This is a genomic window from Streptococcus sp. 29896, assembly GCF_032594915.1.
GTDB lineage: Bacteria > Bacillota > Bacilli > Lactobacillales > Streptococcaceae > Streptococcus > Streptococcus suivaginalis.
In genome coordinates this window covers 370,441-391,016 of the sequence record NZ_CP118733.1, presented here as the reverse complement: position 1 = coordinate 391,016, position 20,576 = coordinate 370,441, and the positions used below count along the sequence as shown (strand labels likewise).

General features: G+C 44.3%; 23 protein-coding genes and 1 pseudogene. 7 read left to right on the top strand and 17 right to left on the bottom strand.

Annotated features, from left to right (window positions below):
* Window positions 1-40: 40 nt before the first annotated feature.
* The 10 genes and pseudogenes from PXH68_RS09870 to PXH68_RS01815 form a co-directional block, all read right to left on the bottom strand.
* Window positions 41-397 (bottom strand): annotated as a pseudogene (locus PXH68_RS09870) (translation initiation factor IF-2 N-terminal domain-containing protein); the annotation flags it as partial.
* 17 nt (window positions 398-414) lie between these two features.
* Entirely contained in the window at window positions 415-723 is a 309-nt protein-coding gene (locus PXH68_RS01855; protein WP_158455660.1) for a YlxQ-related RNA-binding protein, read from the bottom strand.
* Entirely contained in the window at window positions 710-1,006 is a 297-nt protein-coding gene (gene rnpM / locus PXH68_RS01850; RefSeq protein WP_248027160.1) for an RNase P modulator RnpM, read from the bottom strand. Before rnpM ends, PXH68_RS01855 begins: the two co-directional genes overlap by 14 nt.
* Before the next feature lie 18 nt (window positions 1,007-1,024).
* A complete protein-coding gene (gene nusA / locus PXH68_RS01845; protein ID WP_248027162.1) occupies window positions 1,025-2,170 on the bottom strand; it encodes a transcription termination factor NusA in 1,146 nt (381 codons plus the stop codon).
* Between the two features lie 36 nt (window positions 2,171-2,206).
* On the bottom strand, window positions 2,207-2,677 hold the full coding sequence (gene rimP / locus PXH68_RS01840) for a ribosome maturation factor RimP (protein WP_248027164.1): 471 nt from the start codon (window positions 2,675-2,677) through the stop codon (window positions 2,207-2,209).
* Between the two features lie 16 nt (window positions 2,678-2,693).
* A complete protein-coding gene (locus PXH68_RS01835; protein ID WP_248027166.1) occupies window positions 2,694-2,879 on the bottom strand; it encodes a hypothetical protein in 186 nt (61 codons plus the stop codon).
* Window positions 2,880-3,100: 221 nt separating this feature from the next.
* Window positions 3,101-3,739: a tRNA (guanosine(46)-N7)-methyltransferase TrmB gene (trmB, locus tag PXH68_RS01830; RefSeq protein WP_248027168.1), complete on the bottom strand. Its 639-nt coding sequence runs from the start codon at window positions 3,737-3,739 to the stop codon at window positions 3,101-3,103.
* Window positions 3,729-4,529: a cell cycle regulator CcrZ gene (gene ccrZ, locus PXH68_RS01825; RefSeq protein ID WP_172044513.1), complete on the bottom strand. Its 801-nt coding sequence runs from the start codon at window positions 4,527-4,529 to the stop codon at window positions 3,729-3,731. The genes trmB and ccrZ overlap by 11 nt, the downstream gene beginning before the upstream one ends.
* Window positions 4,530-4,578: 49 nt before the next feature.
* Complete coding sequence (locus PXH68_RS01820; protein WP_248027170.1) at window positions 4,579-5,625, bottom strand: ABC transporter permease; 1,047 nt, start codon at window positions 5,623-5,625, stop codon at window positions 4,579-4,581.
* Entirely contained in the window at window positions 5,622-6,356 is a 735-nt protein-coding gene (locus PXH68_RS01815; protein ID WP_158455674.1) for an ABC transporter ATP-binding protein, read from the bottom strand. Before PXH68_RS01815 ends, PXH68_RS01820 begins: the two co-directional genes overlap by 4 nt.
* Before the next feature lie 61 nt (window positions 6,357-6,417).
* Between PXH68_RS01815 and PXH68_RS01810 the strand changes: the two genes are divergently transcribed.
* Together PXH68_RS01810 and PXH68_RS01805 are read left to right on the top strand one after the other, a co-directional pair.
* On the top strand, window positions 6,418-6,831 hold the full coding sequence (locus tag PXH68_RS01810; protein WP_248027171.1) for an HIT family protein: 414 nt from the start codon (window positions 6,418-6,420) through the stop codon (window positions 6,829-6,831).
* Window position 6,832: 1 nt separating this feature from the next.
* Window positions 6,833-7,141, top strand: coding sequence for a chemotaxis protein (locus tag PXH68_RS01805; RefSeq protein WP_158455678.1), 309 nt, complete (start codon window positions 6,833-6,835; stop codon window positions 7,139-7,141).
* 11 nt (window positions 7,142-7,152) lie between these two features.
* Here PXH68_RS01805 and lytR read toward each other — a convergent pair whose 3' ends face one another.
* From lytR to PXH68_RS01785, 4 genes are all read right to left on the bottom strand, one after another.
* Window positions 7,153-8,313: a glycopolymer--peptidoglycan transferase LytR gene (gene lytR, locus PXH68_RS01800; protein ID WP_248027173.1), complete on the bottom strand. Its 1,161-nt coding sequence runs from the start codon at window positions 8,311-8,313 to the stop codon at window positions 7,153-7,155.
* A 6-nt stretch (window positions 8,314-8,319) separates the two neighbouring features.
* Entirely contained in the window at window positions 8,320-8,838 is a 519-nt protein-coding gene (locus PXH68_RS01795; protein ID WP_248027175.1) for a GNAT family N-acetyltransferase, read from the bottom strand.
* Window positions 8,831-9,271: a tRNA (adenosine(37)-N6)-threonylcarbamoyltransferase complex ATPase subunit type 1 TsaE gene (gene tsaE / locus PXH68_RS01790; protein ID WP_205031364.1), complete on the bottom strand. Its 441-nt coding sequence runs from the start codon at window positions 9,269-9,271 to the stop codon at window positions 8,831-8,833. Before tsaE ends, PXH68_RS01795 begins: the two co-directional genes overlap by 8 nt.
* Window positions 9,272-9,358: 87 nt before the next feature.
* Window positions 9,359-10,819 (bottom strand): NCS2 family permease, encoded by a 1,461-nt coding sequence (locus PXH68_RS01785; protein WP_248027177.1) that lies wholly within the window; start codon window positions 10,817-10,819, stop codon window positions 9,359-9,361.
* Between the two features lie 235 nt (window positions 10,820-11,054).
* On the opposite strand from PXH68_RS01785, the gene PXH68_RS01780 reads away from it, so the two are divergent.
* Window positions 11,055-11,867, top strand: a complete 813-nt coding sequence (locus tag PXH68_RS01780) for a Cof-type HAD-IIB family hydrolase (RefSeq protein WP_248027179.1) — start codon at window positions 11,055-11,057, stop codon at window positions 11,865-11,867.
* 66 nt (window positions 11,868-11,933) lie between these two features.
* Here PXH68_RS01780 and PXH68_RS01775 read toward each other — a convergent pair whose 3' ends face one another.
* Together PXH68_RS01775 and PXH68_RS01770 are read right to left on the bottom strand one after the other, a co-directional pair.
* A complete protein-coding gene (locus tag PXH68_RS01775; RefSeq protein WP_248027181.1) occupies window positions 11,934-12,344 on the bottom strand; it encodes a hypothetical protein in 411 nt (136 codons plus the stop codon).
* Window positions 12,345-12,377: 33 nt separating this feature from the next.
* The gene (locus tag PXH68_RS01770; RefSeq protein WP_248027183.1) at window positions 12,378-13,304 is read right to left on the bottom strand and encodes a carbohydrate-binding domain-containing protein; all 927 of its coding nucleotides are present in this window, start codon (window positions 13,302-13,304) and stop codon (window positions 12,378-12,380) included.
* Window positions 13,305-13,528: 224 nt separating this feature from the next.
* On the opposite strand from PXH68_RS01770, the gene PXH68_RS01765 reads away from it, so the two are divergent.
* The 4 genes from PXH68_RS01765 (at window position 13,529) to PXH68_RS01750 (ending at window position 16,724) form a co-directional block, all read left to right on the top strand.
* Window positions 13,529-14,521 (top strand): PTS sugar transporter subunit IIB, encoded by a 993-nt coding sequence (locus PXH68_RS01765; protein WP_248027185.1) that lies wholly within the window; start codon window positions 13,529-13,531, stop codon window positions 14,519-14,521.
* A 31-nt stretch (window positions 14,522-14,552) separates the two neighbouring features.
* Complete coding sequence (locus PXH68_RS01760; protein WP_248027186.1) at window positions 14,553-15,362, top strand: PTS mannose/fructose/sorbose transporter subunit IIC; 810 nt, start codon at window positions 14,553-14,555, stop codon at window positions 15,360-15,362.
* 18 nt (window positions 15,363-15,380) lie between these two features.
* Window positions 15,381-16,292 carry a PTS system mannose/fructose/sorbose family transporter subunit IID gene (locus PXH68_RS01755; RefSeq protein ID WP_248027188.1) on the top strand — a complete coding sequence of 304 codons (912 nt, stop codon included), beginning with the start codon at window positions 15,381-15,383 and terminating at the stop codon, window positions 16,290-16,292.
* Between the two features lie 63 nt (window positions 16,293-16,355).
* Complete coding sequence (locus tag PXH68_RS01750) at window positions 16,356-16,724, top strand: DUF956 family protein (RefSeq protein WP_248027190.1); 369 nt, start codon at window positions 16,356-16,358, stop codon at window positions 16,722-16,724.
* 35 nt (window positions 16,725-16,759) lie between these two features.
* Here PXH68_RS01750 and PXH68_RS01745 read toward each other — a convergent pair whose 3' ends face one another.
* The gene (locus PXH68_RS01745) at window positions 16,760-20,545 is read right to left on the bottom strand and encodes a hypothetical protein (RefSeq protein WP_248027192.1); all 3,786 of its coding nucleotides are present in this window, start codon (window positions 20,543-20,545) and stop codon (window positions 16,760-16,762) included.
* Between the last annotated feature and the right edge of the window lie 31 nt (window positions 20,546-20,576).

Genomic DNA, 20,576 nt, shown 5'->3' with positions numbered 1-20,576 from the left:
CTCGTCTATCCTGCTGTCCTTGATGGGCAGATCGTCCTTGTTGGCGACGTTCAGCCTGTTCTTTTGCCCTTGCCTCCCGTTCAGCCTTAAAGTTACGACTTTTCGGTCTTTGTACAGCTTGTACAGGTGCCGCTTCTTTCGAAACTACGGCAACTTTTTCTTCTGAAACCCTAGGCGCTACAGTAGCGATTGGAGCTGGTTCTGCTGCCTTTTTCTCCGGTGTCGCGCCACTTGCTTTTGTAGCTGAGAAGCTGGCAACAATTTTTTGAGCAATATCAGCTTCAACACTTGAAGAATGACTTTTTACATCCGCCCCAAGTTCCTTAGCCTTGGCGACGATTTCTTTACTTTCTTTGCCAAGTTCTTTGGCAATTTCGTACAATCTCTTCTTAGACAATACCTTGTCCTCCTGTTCTATTCCATAATAGACCTCATCTTCTTAGTAAATCCAGCGTCTGTCACAGCAAGAACTTTACGGCTCTTTCCGACAGCGGCGCTTAATTCCAGCGTTGAAAACGCGGTTACAACTTCTACTTGATAAGTCTGACTTTTGTCAGTAATTTTTTTTCTTAGATTGGGACCAGCATCCTCGGCTAAAAAGACGAGTTTGGCCTGTTTTTTCTGAATGGCTTCCACAACCAATTCTTCGCCTGAAATCAAACGACCTGCTCGCTGGGCTAAGCCCAGTAGGTTGAGGATTTTCTGTGTCTTATTCGAGTCCAAGCTCTCTCCTTTTGACCTTGTGGTCAACGTAGGCAATCAATTCATCGTAAAATTCAGGAGTTACTTCCATGCTAAAAGCACGGTTGAAAACCTGTTTCTTCTTGGCTAGGGCAGCTTCGTCATTATCCAACTTGATGTAGGCTCCGCGACCATTTGCCTTGCCTGTTGGGTCAATAAAGACCTGACCTTCCTTGTTTTTAACGATGCGGAGTAAATCACGTTTGTCAATGATTTCTCCTGATACAACTGATTTTCGTAAAGGTATCTTTCTAGCTTTTGCCATGGCTACCTCCTACTCAGACTATTCTGCTGCGTCAGCTTCTTCAATTTCAGCCGGCTCTGCCTCTTCATACATGGCAGCTTCAAGCGCTTCATACTCAGTCGCTGACTTGATGTCGATACGGAAACCTGTCAAGTGCGCCGCAAGGCGAACGTTTTGTCCACGACGACCAATAGCAAGCGATAGTTTGTCGTCCGGAACTACTACTGTGGCATGTTTGCCATCTTCTGTGTCGAAGATAACCTGATCCACTTCTGCTGGTGCCAAAGCGTTGTAAATGAACTCAGCTTCGTCTGCTACCCACTCGATAACATCGATGTTTTCCTCAGTTGGAACCATACGATCGTTCTTAGCATCGTAGCGAGCTGGATGGAACTTGCTAGTGATTTTCTTGATGTTAGCACCGCCACGGCCGACGATGGTACCGATGGCATCAACGTTTGGATTGTGGCTTCGTACAGCGACCTTGGTGCGGTCACCTGCCTCACGCGAAACACTCATGATTTCAACCGTTCCATCATAGACTTCTGGAATTTCTTGTTCCATGAGACGCTTGATCATCTCTGGATGGCTACGGCTTACGAAGACATTCACACCACGACCATTGTCCTCTACTTTATAAACATAAACTTCGATACGGTCATGAGATTGGAAAACTTCGCCTGGAATTTGATCTTGTTTGGACAATTGTGCTTCGATCGTCCCCAAATTTACGTAAATGAAGCGATTGTCAAAACGTTCTACGGTTCCAGACATGATTTCACTTTCGTGTGCCTTATAAGTATTGTAAGTAATGGCACGTTTTTGCTTGCGCATTTTTTCCATAATGGTCTGTTTGGCAGACTGGGCTGCAACACGACCAAATTCAGCTGGAGATTCCGCAAATTTGATTTTATCTCCCAATTCATAGGCTGATGAAATCGCTAGGGCATCTTTCAAACTGATTTCCAAGCGGCTATCAAATACTTCATCAACAACTTCACGAACTGTATAGACTTGGAAGTCTCCTTTTTTCTCATCAAACTCGATGGCTGCTGATTCAGACTGACCATAACGGCGTTTGTAAGCAGAACGCAAAGACTCCATAACAGCTTCGACAATGTCTGCTTTGTTAATACCCATGTCTTCCTCGAGAACGCGGAAGGCTTCTAGCATTTCTTTACTCATGATGATTTCCTTTTGTAACAAAAGGTCCTTTCTTACTTAAAATTTTACGGCTAAACGAGCCTTAGCAACAGTTGAATACGGGATGGTCACTTGTTTCTTACGAGTCTTATCTAGGTACTCTAACTCTAGCTGCTCGCCATCAAATGACAGGAGTGTTCCTTCAAAAATCTTAACCTTGTCAATAGCCTGATAAAGTTTGACATGAATATACTTCCCAACAGCCTGCTCAAGAGCAGCAGCTGTTTTTAAGGGACGTTCCAAACCTGGACTGGTCACCTCCAACATATACTGATCAGGGAAGGGATCTGGTTGGATGGTATCCAAGAGGGGACTAATCAACTCTGATAAATCCGCCGTGTCCTGCAAACTAATGCCACCTTCCTTGTCTATAAAGATGGATAGCACATAGTCCCCACCCATCTTACCGTACTCAACATCCACTAGTTCATAGGGCGCCTGAATCACTGGCTCGATGGTTTGGGTAACGATTTCTACAATACTGGTCATCTTTACCTCCTTTTTCTTAACACATAAAGGGCTGACTGACGTCAACCCCTTTCCACTTTATTTCTATCCTAAATTTTACCACAAAAGCGACAAACTGTAAAGGAAAACGATAAATCACCAACCTGTAAACGTTTTTGCTTGGAATTTTTATTTGCTTATCTAACCAAACTTCCACCCCAAGATGCCCTGCTTTCATTTCCATTCCAAACAGTCCCTCTTTCCGTTTTCCTCATCCAGCAATAAAAAAAATAAAAGGCTGGGCAAAAAGCCCAGCTCCACTACTCAGAGTTCGTGTCAACATCTCAGCGCAGTGGTTGATTGGCAGATTTGTTCGTGTTTTACACTCCAAATCTGACCTAATCAACTGTGCGGGGGTGGGAAGACGAACTCTTTTTTAGACCAGTCGAGTTCTTTCCCACTCCCTTATTGAAATTGCGCTTCAACGCGGTAGATGACCTGACCTTTTTTCGAGAATTTCTCTTCGTACTCCGTCATGACATTACCTTCAAAATCACTGGCGTGCAAATCCAACCAAACTTGATTGAGGATCATGCCGTATTGTGAGAAACTTGCTAAACTGTATTCAAACAAGCCTCGGTTATCTGTTTTAAAATGAATTTCACCCTTATCAGGCAAGATTTCCTTATAGGTATCCAAGAAAGACTTATAAGTCAAACGACGCTTTTCATGGCGTTTCTTGGGCCATGGATCTGAGAAATTCAGATAAAGACAGTCAATCTCTGCAGGATTAAAGTAATTGGTCAAACTTGATCCATCCACCTGTAAGAGTTTGATATTGGGCAAACCTGCTTCTACGACACGGTCCAAGGCATAGGACAAGACCGTCAACTGAATATCAATCCCAATATAGTTGATATCTGGATTTTGAGCAGCCATCCCCGTAATGAAGCGCCCCTTTCCTGAGCCAACTTCAATATGAATCGGATGATCATTTCCAAAAATGTCAGCCCATTTTCCCTTGCAATCCTCTGGATTTAAAATAACATACTGGGGATACTGGGCCAATAATTCCGGTGCCCCTTTGCGGTTTCTAACTCTCATCTTCTATGACATACCCTTCTTTAAACATACGAAGCGCATAGATTTCCTTGTTGGCCGCTTCCATATTATAACTTTCTACGTGTTTGGTGATTTGATTGAGATAGCCCAACTGACCATACCAATACACCTTTGCCAAAACGGTCTTGTTGTATTTATAACCGTAGGACTTCAACCATTCTTTCCAAGCCTGACGTGGCACATAATGGGTCAAGAGATAGGCCACATCCATCATGCGGTCAGTGACACAGGCTGTCTCCCAGTCTGTCAAATAGACCAAGCCACTCGTGGTCTCAACCCAGTTCTTATGATGGAGATCTCCATGAACAAAGGTTGCCACTTCCTGATGGAAGGCTGGTAGATTTGCCAAGAGTTCACGGCAGATAGACTGCAAGTAGGTGTTCTTAGACAGACGGGCTGGCGCCTCCTTCTGCCATTTTTCCACCAAATCTCTCGGACTTTGGTAGCTGTAATTGAGCTGCAAGGCTTGGTTGAGCAAAATGCGTGAATAATGCAAGCGCACCAAAATCTGCCGAACCTGCTTGCTAGACATATCCTGTCTTTCAAGGGTGCGGCCTGTCAACCATTCTTGCTCCACTCGATTCCCAAATCCAACCTCCCGATTGGTCGAAATAACGGGCGGAGTAATCTGCTCTCTCGCTAAGGCAGTCACAATGGGAGGCATTTCGTATTTTACAAATACAGGCGTTCCGTCTGACCGAAGGCCCTTAAATGCTTTACCACTATTGCCTGCAATAGATTGTAGTTGAAGACCACTCGTATCAAACTGCATGCCATTCCTCCTTCAAAAATTCTTTACTATTTTACTAGTTTTCATGCTGTTAGTCAATCAATTTCTTCGTTTTTATCGTCAGATAGAAATAGTTTAGGAACAATCCCCCCAAGAGTAAGACAGCAAACATGGTCCAATCTCTTTGTACAAGCAGAAAGACCAAACAATTGATCCCCAGCAAGACATTCAAAACCAAACTCACTAATTGTCGAAAAGCACCAGCTTTTTGGCTATGGTCCAAGGGAAAAAGACTGGTTAAGGGGTGGTAATCGTAACTGTGATAAAGGGCTAGCAGTTGGAACAAAAGGAGATAGTGAAAGAGCAAGGCTAGTCCAACCGCCAACCAAGAAGGACTGACAAAGACCAAAGCCAATACCCCTAGCAAGACTAAGCGCAAGCTAATCACCAGAAAATCACCCTGGCGAACAAAAGCTCTCAAAAAGAGAAAGCCCCAACCTGACTGATCTAGACCCGTCCATTTTTTGAGCCAAGTCACCAGTATTTTCCGCGGTTTTACAGAAGATATCAGGCCTTTTACATGGGTAAAGTTTGAGAAAAATGCTAGAACTGCTTGTTTTCTCCCTCTTTCACTGGAGATCGTCGCTGTCCAATCCAAGCCCTGACCTTGCAGCAACCGACTAGCTTGCCAATTGTGATAGCCAACCTTTGCCCCTAAAAAGAAAAGAATCCAAAGCACTACAGCCCAGATTGGCCAAGAAATTTTCAATAACAAGGGAACAAGCAACAACTGACCCAGGACAAATACACTTCCCCAAACCAAACTCGCTCGCCGACTTGCTTCTCTGACTTCTTGAACCAAGGTCTCCTCTTCAACCAAGAGATAGTGTCGGTCTGCCGCTTCAATGTAGCTTGCGATTCTACCTGAAAAGAGCAACAAGAGACTGATTCCCAAAATCCCTAAAAAAATCCACAAAGCTGGAACAGCTTCAGACAGCATCAGGCTACGATACTGAAGAGAGGCAAAACCGAGTAAAAACAGTAGAGCTAATACAAAGTGATCATTGAGCACATAAGGGATGTAAGAAGAAATTTGCTTCCAAAATTTCCTCCGTCTCCCAGCAAAGACTTGCTTCATCCTGTCACCCCACTCGCTGTAATGGTCAAATAAATGTCATTCAAGCTAGCGTCTGGCATGTCAAATTGCTGCCGCAGGCTACCCAAATCCCCATCTGCAATTACTTGCCCACTATGGAGCACAACAAATCGATCACACAATCTCTCAGCAGAGTCAAGGACGTGGGTTGACATTAAAATCGACCGCCCTAGCGCCTTCTCTTTTTCCAACAAGCTGACCAAGTCCGAAATCGCCAACGGATCCAAACCTAAAAACGGCTCATCCACAATTAGGAGAGAAGCTTCTAGCAAGAGCGCACAGATAATCATCACCTTCTGCATCATCCCTTTTGAAAAGGTAGATGGGAACCAGTCCAACTTATCCTGCAATCGAAAGAGTTGCAACAAACCATCCGCTTTTTGCCACATAGCTTCTTTATCTAATTCGTAAGCCAAAGCCAGCAGTTCAATATGCTCCCGCAAGGTCAACTCCTCATACAAAATCGGACTCTCTGGTATATAGGCAATTTGCTTGCGATAGGCTTTTAAATCTGATGACAATTCCAAGTCATTGACCTTGATGGTGCCACCATAGGGTTGCAAGAGGCCTATAATTTCCTTGATCGTCGTTGATTTCCCCGCACCATTTAAGCCAATCAAGCCAACCAATTCACCGTCCCCTACCTGAAAACTAACATCTTTTAAGACTGGAATATTGGCGTAACCGCCCGTGAGATTTTTTACTTCTAACATACATTTCTTCCCGTAATTTGATATAATTATTATACCAAAAATTCCTGAAAGAGGTTTGTTTATGTCAGATTGTATTTTTTGTAAGATTGTTGCTGGAGAGATTCCAGCTGCCAAAGTCTACGAAGACCAAGAGGTACTTGCTTTCTTGGACATCACCCAAGTCACTCCTGGCCATACCCTGGTTATTCCTAAAAAACATTTCCGCAATCTCTTGGACCTGGATGGCCAAACCAGCACAGCCATTTTCAGCAAAATACCTCTCATCGCCAATCAATTGAAGGACAAACTTGGCGCCAATGGCATCAACCTCCTCAATAATAGCGAAGAAGCTGCGGGACAAACCGTCTTCCACACCCATTTCCATCTTCTGCCACGGTTTGATGACCAAGATGGCCTGGCAATCACATTTGCAACCAATCAACCTGATTTCGATGAACTAGGTCGCTTGTCCCAACTCTTACAGATTGGAGAGTAATATGAAACTATCTCACCTTATCGCAGGAATCGGCGCTGCAAGCATCGCCTTCCAAGTTGTGTCCAACCGCAAAAAAATCCAGGCTGAAGCAAAAGAAACCTTGGATTTGGTTACCGAGTTGACACAAGAAAAAGAAGCCATCCAGCAGCACCTAAACACCATTTTATCCTACCGCCAACCCTTGCAAGACATGTCCCAGGACTTAACCTACAAGTTACGGACCTATCAGCAAAGCATTGCCGGAAACCTGGAAGAAATCAAAAAACATCTCCCCGCAACAAGCGAAAACCAAGAAAACCTTGTCCAATGACAAGGTTTTTCTTATTCTGAACTTGATTCTGTCGTCTCTTCGCTACTGCTGGTTTCTGAACCACTTGTCGAGCTAGCTTCCGTCTCAGCAGGAAGTCCGTAGCCCTCCAAGACGATTTCATTGGTATAGGCATCCAGTACAGTTACTGGACTTGGCAACCAATTCATCTCTTCATAGACCTGAATATTGGTCACAACTTCTGTCACCGTTGCAAGCCCCAGTGATTTTTTCAGGATATTTTGCATTTCATAGACATGCTCACTGGTTGGGATTTGGTAAGAAACACCATCGATCATCGCATCTTGCCCCGTCAACTGGTAGGACTCAATGGTTGTCAGCGAATCCCGGTAACCTAAGAGACTTGGGATGGTCGCAGTGGAGATTTCAATATCCGTCCGCATGTTGTTGGAAATCGCATCCAAAATCTTCTTATACTGGGTAAAACCTTCCAGCTTAAGTAATTTTTTTACGATTGCCATGATAACTTCCCGCTGGCGTTTCTGCCGACCATAATCGCCCTCTGGATCATCATAACGCATTCGAGCATAGACTAAGGCCTGGTCACCATTTACTAACTGAACACCAGGTGCAACTGTCGCAGTATAAGCAGGCTCATACTCATCAATTGAGATGGTAAAACCCAGGGTATTGTTAACTGTGATACCACCAACTGCATCGACTAACTCCACCAAGCCGTCCATATTGATTTCCACGTAGCGATTGATGTTGATGTCCATCATTTTTTCGATGGTCGCCACAGCCATCTCTGCCTGACCATAGCTATACGAATGGTTGAGTTTTTCAATCGCTCCGCTTGATGTTCCATCACCATTTGCAATTTCAACCATGATATCGCGTGTCAAACTCATCATAGTCGTTGTTTTGGTCTGGGGATTAACTGTCAAGAGAATCATGGAATCACTACGCCCCTCTTCCCAGTTGCCTCCTCGAGTGGCCTGGTCCATGTCGACCCCCATCAAGAGAATGGTCAATGGTTCAGTCGCTTCAATCACATCATACTCTTCATCTGAGTTATTGAGGGTTTTAAATGTTTTTGAAATGGCATCCGTAGAGTAATTTAACAAGGTGGTCCCATAAAGGGCACCTGCTCCAACTGTCAGGGCAATGATCAAGCCCAACATTCCAGCAATTTTGAATCCAATTTTCTTCATAAAGATTTATATGAGCTTGCCCATGTAATAGAGGTCAAGCCATTCTCCTTCATCAGTTCTGGCACCCCGTTTTTGAGTGCCTTCAATTTCAAAGCCAAATTTTTGATACAAATGGACAGCTGCCTGGTTTCTGACCTGAACGGTCAACTCCAACCGACTCAACAAGCCCACTTCTTTGGCCCAGTGACTAACTTCTTCTAGGAGTATGGAACCAATGCCATGACCCCAATACTCTTTTTTTATCGCAATAAAAATCGTCCCGATATGGCTGATCCGAAACTGACGAAAGGATTTGACAGAAATGGCCCCAATCACTTCTGAGCCAACCTTTGCCAAGAGACATAGCTCTCGAGGATTTTCAATCCCAGCCTCAAAAATAGTCTCCATCTGCTCTTGACTAAAGCCAAAGCCCGTCTCATCCATCACCAAGAAATCTGTTTCAAGAGCCACCTGATTCATAAAGTCAATAAAGGCTGCTGCATCTGACGGTTCCGCCTCGCTAAAATAGATTTCTTTCTTAATCATACTGAACCGCCTCTGCTAGACGCTCACTCTTTGGACCATGTGGTTGGAAGGTTAAACGACGACCGTTCCCTTCTTTCTCGATTCGAATGAAGAGGTAGTCATCCAATAAGCTAGAATCAAGCAAATCCCCCCACTCAATGACCGTCACGCCATTTCCATAGAGAAAGTCATCCAAATCGATTGAATCAGGATCATCACCAATGCGGTAAACATCTAGGTGATAGAGAGGTAGGCGCCCCTCGTACTCCCTCACGATGGTATAGGTTGGACTTTTAATCATCTGTTTGATATCAAGCCCTAGGGCTAACCCCTTGGTAAAGGTTGTTTTTCCAGCCCCCAATTCACCAGATAAAACCAAAACCTGATTAGGCTGAAGGACTCTACCGAGCTTCTCTCCAATTGCCACTAATGTCGCTTCATTTTGACTATACATACCCATCATTATATCATAAGAGGACCTTTTTGTCATTTTCTTCCCAAAAGAAAAACTGGGACAAGCCCAGTTTGTCAAGAATATTGCTTACAAAATTGCAAGGATGATAAAGTTGAGGATAAAGAGACCAGTTGCTCCCCAAAGGATTGGGTGAATTTCTTTAGCTTTACCTGTTGATACTTTCACCAAGCAATAGAAGATAAAGGCTGCTGCAATACCGTATGAGATAGAGAAGCAAAGTGCCATGAAGAAGGCTGCGAAGAAGGCTGGAAGGGCATCTTCAAAGTGGCTCCAGTCAACATCCAAGAAGGATGAAACCATCATCACACCAACGATAATCAAGGCAGGAGAGGTTGCCGCAGCTGGCACAATACCGATAAATGGCAAGATGAGGATAGAAAGCAAGAAGAGCACCGCTGTCGTAACAGCTGTCAAACCAGTACGACCTCCCGCAGAGATACCTGCAGCTGACTCCACATAGGTTGTTGTATTTGATGTACCGAAGAGGGCACCGATTGAAGTACCAATCGCATCTGCAAAGAGCGCCTTGTCCATTTTAGAGTTAAAGCCTGTACCATTTTCAAGGGCTTTCTCATCTTCTTCTGAGAAAATACCAGTCTTACGACCTGTGCCGATAAAGGTACCAAGCGTATCAAAGGTATCTGACAAGCTGAATGCAAAGATAGTCATCAAAACAAGTGGTAGACGACTTGAATCAGCAAAGAGCGAAGATAGACCACCAAAAGCTGCTAAGAAAGTCGTACCAAGCTCCGCAAAGGCTGTACCGATATTGTTATTTGCAAAATCAATGGTAGAAAGGTCTACAACACCCGCTGGAATACCAGCCAAAGTTGTTGCGACGATTCCAATCAAAATTGCACCACGTACGTTCTTAATAACCAAAACAGCTGTCAAGAGGAGACCGAACACTGTCAAGAGAACACTTGGATCTGTAAAGGTCGAAATCCCTGGTACAACACCACCGCCTGCAAATACTGAAAAGACCCCGTTTGAGAAGGTTTCAGCAGTTGCATCCGCAGGAGCAACTCCGTTAACTGTAATAATGTCAGAACCAGATGTCAAGAAGGTAATCAAGTTTGAATTTTTAAAACCAAGATAGGCAACAAATACCCCGATACCACCACCAATTGCATGTTGCAAACTAACTGGAATCGCCTTGATAATGCTCTTACGAACCTTTGTAACAGTAATAAAAACATTAAACAGACCGCAAAGGAAAACCATTGCTAAAGCTTCTTGCCAAGTAAAACCAAGACCAATAACCACTGTATAGGTAAAGAAGGCGTTTAGCCCCATCCCTGGTGCCAATGCATAAGGAACATTAGCGAATAGCCCCATAACTAGTGTAGAAACCGCACTGGCAATAATTGTTGCCAAGAAAACAGCTTGAGATGGCATCCCTGCAACACTTAAGATGCTTGGGTTGACAAACAAGATATATGACATAGCGAAGAAAGTCGTAAGACCCGCCATGATTTCAGTCGAAACGGTCGTACCGTGTTCTTTTAACTTAAAAAATGAATCCATTTTTCAATTTTCTCCTTTAATTTACGAACGATACTTGTATTATAAACAAAAAACGATAGCCTTTCAAGCGGTTTGTTCATGAAAACGTTTGATTTTTATAAAAAATAAGAAAAAAACGTTTTTTGATTAGCAAAAACCGAACGTTGTTCAACAAAACTGAGATTAAACTGCCAACTTTTGCCCCTAATCTTAAATTTTGATATACTGTTAGGAATGATTTAGAAAGGCAAGCCATATGAAACAGAAACTAATTGCCCTCGATTTAGACGGTACCCTTCTTAACAAAGACAGCCAGTTATCCGATTACACCATTTCTACTATTAAAAAGGTAAAAAAAGCAGGACATAAAGTCCTCATCGCCACAGGTCGTCCCTACCGCATGGCAGTTCACTACTACCAGCAATTGGAATTGGACACACCCATGATTAATTTCAATGGTTCCCTGACCCATCTTCCTCAGCAAAAATGGCAGTGGGAAAAAAATATCCTCATCGACAAGTCCTACCTCTTAACCTTTCTGAAAGAAGAGGAACGGTTCCAAGCAGATTTCATCGCTGGTGAATACAAGAATAAATTTTTTATCACTCAAAGCCACTTGGACAAGATTGATCCAGGACTTCTGGGTGTGGACCAAATCACACCTGAGACCCTTATCAAACCTGAACTCGTCACAGAAGACCCTCATTCTATCCTGATGCAGACCCATGCCGAGGATAAATTTGCCCTAGCTGAAGAGATGAAGGCCTTCTTCAACAACGAACTAGAAATCAATACCTGGGGCGGTCCGCTCAATATCCTTGAAACCTGCGCCAAGGGCGTCAGTAAGGCAACTGCTTTGTCCTACCTGCTCGACCTCTATCAAATGGATCCCAAGGATCTAGTTGCATTCGGAGACGAACACAATGATGTTCAAATGCTCCAGCTAGCTGGTAGGGGCTATGCCATGAAAAATTGTAGTCAGACCTTACTTCCTCATGCAGATTATCAAACCAGCTTCACCAACGACCAAGACGGTGTCGCAAGAGAATTGGAAGCTCTATTCCTATAATATAGAAAAAGCAGCTCAGTCACACTCTTGATTCTTTCAAGAATAGGCTGATAGCTGCTTTTTTTATTATTCAGTTGTCAAACCTGCAGTCGCTGTAAGGGATTGATCATCAACAAAAACGGTATAAGTTTGCCCCTCTTCCATATCTGCCAAGCTAACTAAGATACTATCGAAGGCTTGGCTGGCTGTATAAGCCGCCAACTGATTGCCTTCACTATCTAGAACACGAATGTTTGAACCTGCAGTACCGCTCAGCTCTTTCACCAAAAGTGATGCCTGACTAGAATCACTGCCAAACCCTTGTGCCATACCGGACCAGCCGACGATGATCGCATCTCCCCCTGTAATAGCCGCATGGCCTTCATAGTCCAAGGCACCATCACCAGGATTCGGTGCTCCACTTACGAAAATCTGCCCGCCATTTATAAGAAGATTACCATTTGAATCTAAGCCATCTCCTACTGCTTGTACGTTCAACTCCCCTCCATCTATGGTCAAGGAAATTCCTGCTTAGGCTGAGGCGTTGGCTGCGTTGATGGCATCATCACTGGCTACAAGATTCAAGCTACCTTCCATGATATGAATAGTTTTTCCTTCCATAGCTTCGGTTGATTGGGTAATCGTAATTTCTCCGCCGTTCACAATCAGGGCATTGGAAGCATGAATTCCATCATCTCCTACTTGTGCGGTCAACTGAGACTGGTCCACATAGAGATTACCCAAGTTAACATCCTCTGCATTATCCGAATGCAAACCATCATGACCTGCTGCAATCGTTACGGTTGCATCTTTGATGTTTAGTGCATCATTTGCATTGATTCCATCGCCAACCGCCTCTAACTCCAGATGACTTCCATAGATACGGACATCATCATTGCCCTCGATAGCATTATTATAACGACCATTGACAATCAAACTGCCGCTACCATTGATGGTCAAATCACTTTTAGAAAAAATAGCCGCATCCAATTCCGTATTGCTGTTTGTCGCAGCATCCAAAATTGTGTTGGTCGTTCCATCTGCTAAGGTGAGAAGCACCTTATCCGCTTCTTCAACATAGATCGGAGCTGTTTCAGCACTCATCTCGACACCATTTAAGACAAGCTGTACTTGGGCCGCATCGGCTGCTTTAACACTGATCCTAATAGAATCCGAACTCCCTGAAATCAAATAGGTACCTGCTGCCGAAATGGTCAGTTCTTGTCCGTTCAAACTAGCCCCTGTCCCCGAAATCGTCGCTGTTTCCCCTGCCAAGTCAATCTTAGTTGCCTGATCACTATCGTAACTGACATCAAGATCCCTACCTGAAAAATACTGGCTAAGATTGGTCGTCGATGAAGCTATTGAATCGCTTCCGCTTGATGACTCTTGACAGGCAGTTAGTAAAAAACCTGAAACTATCAAACTGATCAAACCATGCATTTTTTTCATTTTCATTCTCTTTCCTCAACATCCAAAAAAATTCCCTCAAATACTACTATTTTCAGCTTAAAACAAGATAAAATTGCACATTTCTAGCGCAACATTTCAGAAAATTTTCCCTCGGATGTCACAAAATTGCTTGACAAATTCATTGAAAACGTTTTATAATGTTACAGTTCGAACATGAAAGCCCCTTCAAGGCTTTTTACATGAACAAGAAAAATTTAGGAGGAACAATAATGAGTATTGGAATCATTATTGCAAGTCATGGCGAATTTGCTGCTGGTATCCATCAGTCAGGTTCAATGATCTTTGGCGAACAAGATAAAGTACAGGTTGTTACTTTCATGCCAAGCGAAGGACCAGATGATTTATACGCTAAGCTCAATGCTGCTGTTGACGCATTCGATGCCGATGATGAAGTTTTGGTGTTAGCTGACCTTTGGAGTGGGTCACCATTTAACCAAGCAAGCCGCGTAGCTGGTGAAAACCCAGACCGTAAATTTGCCATCATCACTGGTCTCAACTTGCCAATGCTAATCCAAGCCTACACAGAGCGTATGATTAACGCTGAAGCTGGCGTGGAAGAAGTTGCGGCAAACATTATTAAAGAAGCCAAGGATGGTGTGAAGGTTCTTCCAGAAGAACTTCAACCCGCAGAAGCTGCTCCAGTAGCTGACGTAGCACCAGTTGCTCCACAAGGCGCAATCCCTCCAGGGACTGTTATCGGAGATGGTAAGTTGAAAATCAACTTGGCTCGTATTGACACTCGCCTCTTGCATGGACAAGTTGCGACTGGTTGGACTCCTGCTTCTAAGGCAGATCGTATCATCGTTGCTTCGGACACAGTTGCGAAAGATGAATTGCGTAAACAACTCATCAAACAAGCTGCACCTGGTAACGTGAAAGCAAACGTTGTCCCAATCAAGAAATTGATTGAGGTTTCTAAAGACCCTCGTTTTGGTAACACACACGCTTTGATTCTCTTCGAAACACCTCAAGAAGCACTTGAAGCAATCGAAGGTGGCGTTGAAATCAAAGAATTGAACGTTGGTTCAATGGCTCACTCAACTGGTAAAACAATGGTCAACAACGTATTGTCAATGGACAAAGATGACGTTGCAACCTTTGAAAAATTGCGTGACCTTGGCGTTGAATTTGATGTACGTAAAGTACCAAACGATTCTAAGAAAGACTTGTTTGAATTAATCAACAAGGCAAACGTTCAATAAAGCGATTTGTTAGTATAGAAAGGATTACAACATGTCAGATATTACACTTATTTCTGCAATTCTCGTTGTCATCGTTGCCTTCTTTGCTGGTCTTGAAGGTATCCTTGACGAATTTCAATTCCATCAACCATTGGTAGCTTGTACCCTTATCGGTCTTGTGACTGGTAACTTGGCTGCAGGCATTATGCTTGGTGGTTCACTACAAATGATTGCTCTTGGATGGGCAAACATCGGTGCGGCTGTTGCACCAGACGCTGCTCTTGCCTCTGTTGCTGCTGCAATCATCATGATTAAAGGTGGCGACTTCTCAACAGAAGGTATTGCCGTTGCTACTACAACTGCTATTCCTCTTGCCATTGCCGGTCTCTTCCTTACAATGATCGTTCGTACAATCTCAGTCGGTCTTGTACACGGTGCTGATAATGCTGCTAAAGATGCTAATTTTGCTGCAGTAGAACGTTATCACTTATTTGCTCTTCTCCTTCAAGGCTTGCGTATTGCAGTTCCTGCTGCACTTCTTCTAGCAATTCCTGCTGAAGCAGTTCAATCAGTTCTTGAATCTATGCCAGCTTGGTTGTCAGGTGGTATGGCCGTTGGTGGTGGTATGGTTGTTGCCGTAGGTTACGCTATGGTTATCAACATGATGGCAACACGTGAAGTATGGCCATTCTTCGCTCTTGGTTTTGCATTTGCTGCCCTTAGCGAATTGACACTTATCGCTCTTGGTGTTATCGGTGTTGCAATTGCTCTTATCTACCTCAACTTGTCTAAACAAGGTGGTTCAGGTAACGGTGGTGCTTCATCAAACGACCCAATCGGCGACATCCTTGAAGACTACTAAGAGAAGGGAGATTTAACCATGTCAGAAAAAATTCAACTTTCCGTAAGCGATCGTAAAAAAGTTTGGTGGCGTTCAACCTTCCTTCAAGGTTCATGGAACTACGAACGTATGCAAAACTTAGGTTGGGCATATGCAGTGATCCCTGCTATCAAAAAACTCTACACGAAAAAAGAAGACCAAGCAGCTGCTCTTGAGCGTCACTTGGAATTCTTCAACACTCACCCATACGTTGCTTCACCAATCCTTGGTGTAACGCTTGCCCTTGAAGAAGAACGCGCAAACGGTGCTGCCATCGATGACACAGCTATCCAAGGTGTGAAAATCGGTATGATGGGACCTCTTGCTGGTATCGGTGATCCAGTTTTCTGGTTTACTGTTCGTCCAATTCTTGGCGCTCTTGGTGCTTCACTTGCTATGAGTGGCAATATCATGGGACCAATCATCTTCTTCTTTGGTTGGAACGCAATCCGTATGGCCTTCCTATGGTACACTCAAGAATTTGGTTACAAAGCTGGTAGTGAGATTACCAAAGATATGTCAGGTGGTATCCTTCAAGACATCACAAAAGGCGCTTCAATCCTTGGTATGTTCATCCTTGCCGTTCTTGTTCAACGTTGGGTATCTATCAACTTCACCGTTGACCTTCCTGCAAAACAGTTATCAGAAGGTGCTTACATCGTCTTCCCAGAAGGCACTGTAACAGGTACTGAACTTCAAGGTATCTTGGGTGACGCCCTCAGCGGACTTAGCCTCTACCCAACTCAAGCACAAACATTGCAAGGCCAGTTGAACAGCTTGATTCCTGGTTTGATGGGACTTCTCCTTACTTTCCTCTGCATGCACTTGCTTAAGAAGAAAGTAACGCCAATCACTATGATTATTGGTCTCTTCATCGTAGGTATTCTCGCTCGTTTCTTCGGAATTATGTAATCTATTGCCCCGCACTTGCGGGGTTTTATGGTATAATAAAGCCTAGAAAAGAGAGAAAACACTATGGCACAATCCTTAAATTCACAAGTAGAAGTTCAAGCAACCGGTGTTTCCTATATGGGATTCGGTGGTAAGGTTGGAAAATTCTTAGTCGGAGACAAGGCAATCGAATTTTATCCCGATAGCAATGTCGAGCGTTACATTCAAATTCCCTGGGATTCGATTCAATCCATCGGAGCCAATGTACACCACAATAAAATCAGTCGACACTTTGAAATTTATACCGAAAAAAGTCGATTCTTGTTTGCTTCATCTGACTCAGGAAAAATTTTAAAAGCTGCCCGTCAGCACATTGGTAATGACCGTGTGATCAAACTACCAACCCTAGTCCAGCTCATCAGACAAAAACTGGCTTCTATTTTCAAAAAATAAAAGAAGAATCAAGTTGATTCTTCTTTTATTTTGTATTATTCTTCTTTCCGATGTCGAAGGGCTACTGCTGCTCCAAGTGTCATCAACCCCATACCTGTCAACAATAGACTCTCTACACCTGCTGTATTTGGCAGTACCTTTGCAGCTGATTTTTCCATGTCAGTTTTCTCTGTCGTTTTCGTACTCGGTACTGGCTTCAGACTAGCAGGATTCATACTTGGAAGGTGATGATTTGGTGCATAATTCGGTACCAATCCGCCATCAAAAGCCGGAACTTGATGTGTCAAGCTTTCATTGAGCGTCAAACCACCCTCAAAGCTTGGAACCTCATGTATCAGGTTTTCGTTTAGACTCACTCCCCCATCGAAGGCTGGAAGTTCATGGGTCAGGTTCTCGTTGAGGGTCAAACCACCGTCAAAGGCTTTCGGACCTTCATTAAGGAGCCCCTTCCCTTTTTCTGTCACTTCAGCTGACTGGTTGCCTTGCTCTGCTTCTGCAAATACACCTCGAAGCAATTCAATCAATTCTTCGCCTTCTGCTAGATGAGATGCCAACTGAGTTGGTGTTCCTGATACCATAACGCGGTTTGCTTGGTCACGGAATTGATTCAGATAGGCAGGCCATTCTTCCCCAGCCAGTCGCGGAATATAGCCCTCTAACTCACTTAAAATGTCACGCAAACGAGCTACTGAGACTGCATCTAGACTTGGTTGTTCAGTTACAGTTCCAGAAGCATTGTCACTCGTTTGATTACCTGTGCCTTCATTTTCACCTGAACCTGTTTGGCTGCCTGTGCCCCCACTTGCACCAGAATCTGTTTGACTGCCTGTGCCTTCATTTTCACCTGAACCTGTTTGGCTGCTTGTCCCCTCACTTGCGCCTGAATCTGCCGGTCCCTCTGAGGTGGTTAAACCTGATAACCATTCTTCAAACAGGGCAACCACTTCATCTACTTGTTCTTGGCTCCCCGCTGTCCGAGTAGCCGCTGCTGTTTCGAGTAATTCAGCCAGTTGTCCAGCTTGTACTTCAGATAGTTTTTCCTCCTCCAAGGCTAGGGCAATTGCTAGAACTTCTTCCAAAGCTGCTAGGTCTAATCCAACACCTTGTCCTTCTTGTTCTGAATTGCTGTCACCTGAGCCAGCGTCACTGCCATCTGTAGGAGTTGGAGTATTGCTGTCACCTGAGCCGGAGTCACCGCCTTCTGCAGGGGCGGGAGTGCTGCTGTCACCTGAGCCAGTGTCACCGCCTTCTGTTGGGGCGGGAGTGCTGCTGTCACCTGAGCCAGTGTCACTGCCTTCTGTTGGAGTTGGAGTATTGCTCTCACCTGAGCCAGTGTCACTGCCTTCTGTTGGAGTTGGAGTATTGCTCTCACCTGAGCCAGTGTCACCGCCTTCTGTTGGAGTTGGAGTGTTGGTGTCGCCTGAGCCAGAGTCACCACCTTCACTTGGCTGATCTGCGGTACCGCTACCCCAATTTCGAAACATCTCTACATTGGCTTTGGCTTCTTTATATTGCTCGAGAATATCTTGGTCATTATCATTTGCAGCTAATAAGTCACGTGAAATACCATTAAAGTCGAGTAAATAATCAATCCAATCTTGACTAGTTTCGTCTAATAATGCCAAATATCCTTCCAGCTCCTCGGTGTATTCTGCCAAGAGCCTTCTAGCTTCCTCAACAGAAATTGCCTCCTCACTAGCATCGCCCACTGGCGCTGGATCTTCTAGCGTTTTTTCCACAATCAAAGCTGACATATCAGCCAAGGCTTGCTTAATAGCAGGTATAGATGGCACCGCTTTAGCTAACTCTGTTTCAAACGCTGTTTGCTTAGAGGCAAAGGCTTCTGCATCACTCACTTTTGTGCTATCAGTAGCAAGTCCCACCAGGCGCTCTTTTTCAATTACAAGATCTCTAAAATACTCATCCTTGGTCAAGACACGCGCATTTTCGCCAAACAATTCAAAAACATCTAAAAAGAGTTGTTTATTCGCATTGGCAGGATCCACCGACAGGGTTAAGGCGTGCTTGCCTGCTCTTAACTGATCTAGGGTAAAAATGCGCTCCTGTCTTTGTCTGGTTTGATCTGCTGGGATAAAGAGACTGAATTTGCCTTCGCGACCAAGACCGAGCTTCTCATTATAGGTGATCACTTCACCATCCAATTCCACCAGAAAATCGGCATGGGCGTTATGGCGCTCCGAATACATATCCACGCCAGTTCCTTCAAAATATAGGGTTACAGATCGATCGTTTGTACCAGAGGTATAACGACCAGTATTTCCAAATTTCCCTTGACCTGTTTCGGAAGTCCAAGAACCTGTAAATACCAGACTTGTATGGTTATCATCCACAGAAACCTTATCCAAACGTGGTAAGACACCTGCTAAATGAACCGTTCCCGCGCTTGAGTTGAAGAGAAGATGCTCTCCCTCCTTCTCTCTTAATCCTGTAATTTTTTGCCCGTAGTCCGCATCCTTGATCTGATAGATCGCTGAGTTGTGGCTGGTCTGTGAAATAAACTTAGCATAGCTACCATTTTCCAAAGCTAAATCTGGCTGACCAATTACAGCAACCGCGCGGTTAAAGAAGACCTCAACAAAATTATCCTTGGATTCACCTGCATGTGCCACTCGAGCAATGGTCAGTGGCTGCACAGCTTGTGTTGGATAATTTTTGAAGTAACGAGTTGAAAGCGGATTATCTGTCACACCAGAATTATCCGACACAACATTTGGATTGTTGTAAACAGCCAGATCACCCAGAGTCACTCGTCCCTTGCTGCTATCCCTAGTTCCGAATAACACGCTAGATTGGTCCGAAACCAAAATCAACTTATCAACATTCTGTTGGATGTTCCGAGTTGTAGAGTTTCGCCCATTGACAAAGAAGCGGGTGCGATTGCCCGTTTTCAAATAAGTCAGCGAGGACCATTCCCCTAACTGAGGTTTCAAAACCGTTGTCATATAGGCTGCATCAAGGTAAGGGCTTCCGTCTTTTTTCCCCTCCATGCCAAAATGCATCTGTTCTCCATTCATGAAGGCAAAGATACGGTAAAAGTTATTATCATCTGTGTAGACCTTAAAAACATCCACTTGCTGACCAGCTTCAATCTGGTCAACCTTGACATCGAAGTGGAGAACACCTTGTCCCAGATTTTTCAGAGTAGCAATCTCTTCAGCAGTAAAATCATAGGCGCCAGACTCTGAATAATCCTGAGCCATTTTATGGATGACCCGACGATCAGCTAGCGCCTGCTCATCTCGGTCCACCAAGTAGACTTCGGGAACTGGTAAAGCTGCAAATTCATCGCTTGTTGCGGCTTCTTTGGGTGTTGCTTCCTCCACTGGACCTTCTGCGCCTTCACTGCCTGCACCCTCTCCTATAGTTCCCTCTCCTTCTTCCGGAGAAACTAGCGCCGCTTCCCCAATTTCAGTATTGGATAGAGGTGGTTGGGTATCCACGATTTGTCTAGTACGAGAAATGACCGTTGGCAGATGATTCAAATAGGCATTGATGACTGCATCCTGCCCCGTTTCTAAGGCGCCTTGGGCATTCGCAATTTCATTTTCAACTGCCGTACGTTCTGCCGTATCGCGAATTTGATCCTTCAAATTTCGTAATTCTGCGATTTTTTCTCTCAGGCTCCGACTTGCTTCACTTTCTGAGACAATACCCGATTCTCCAGTAGCTGCATTAGTTTCAGATGCCAAAACAGCTGGTGCCTGTAGCAAACCGGCCAACAAGACTCCGACAACTACTGAGCCTACGCCAAGCCTTGTCTTCCGTAGAGCATATTGATGATTTCGATTGGTGCGATTCATTTTTTCCTCCTTTTATTTTCTATGAATAGCA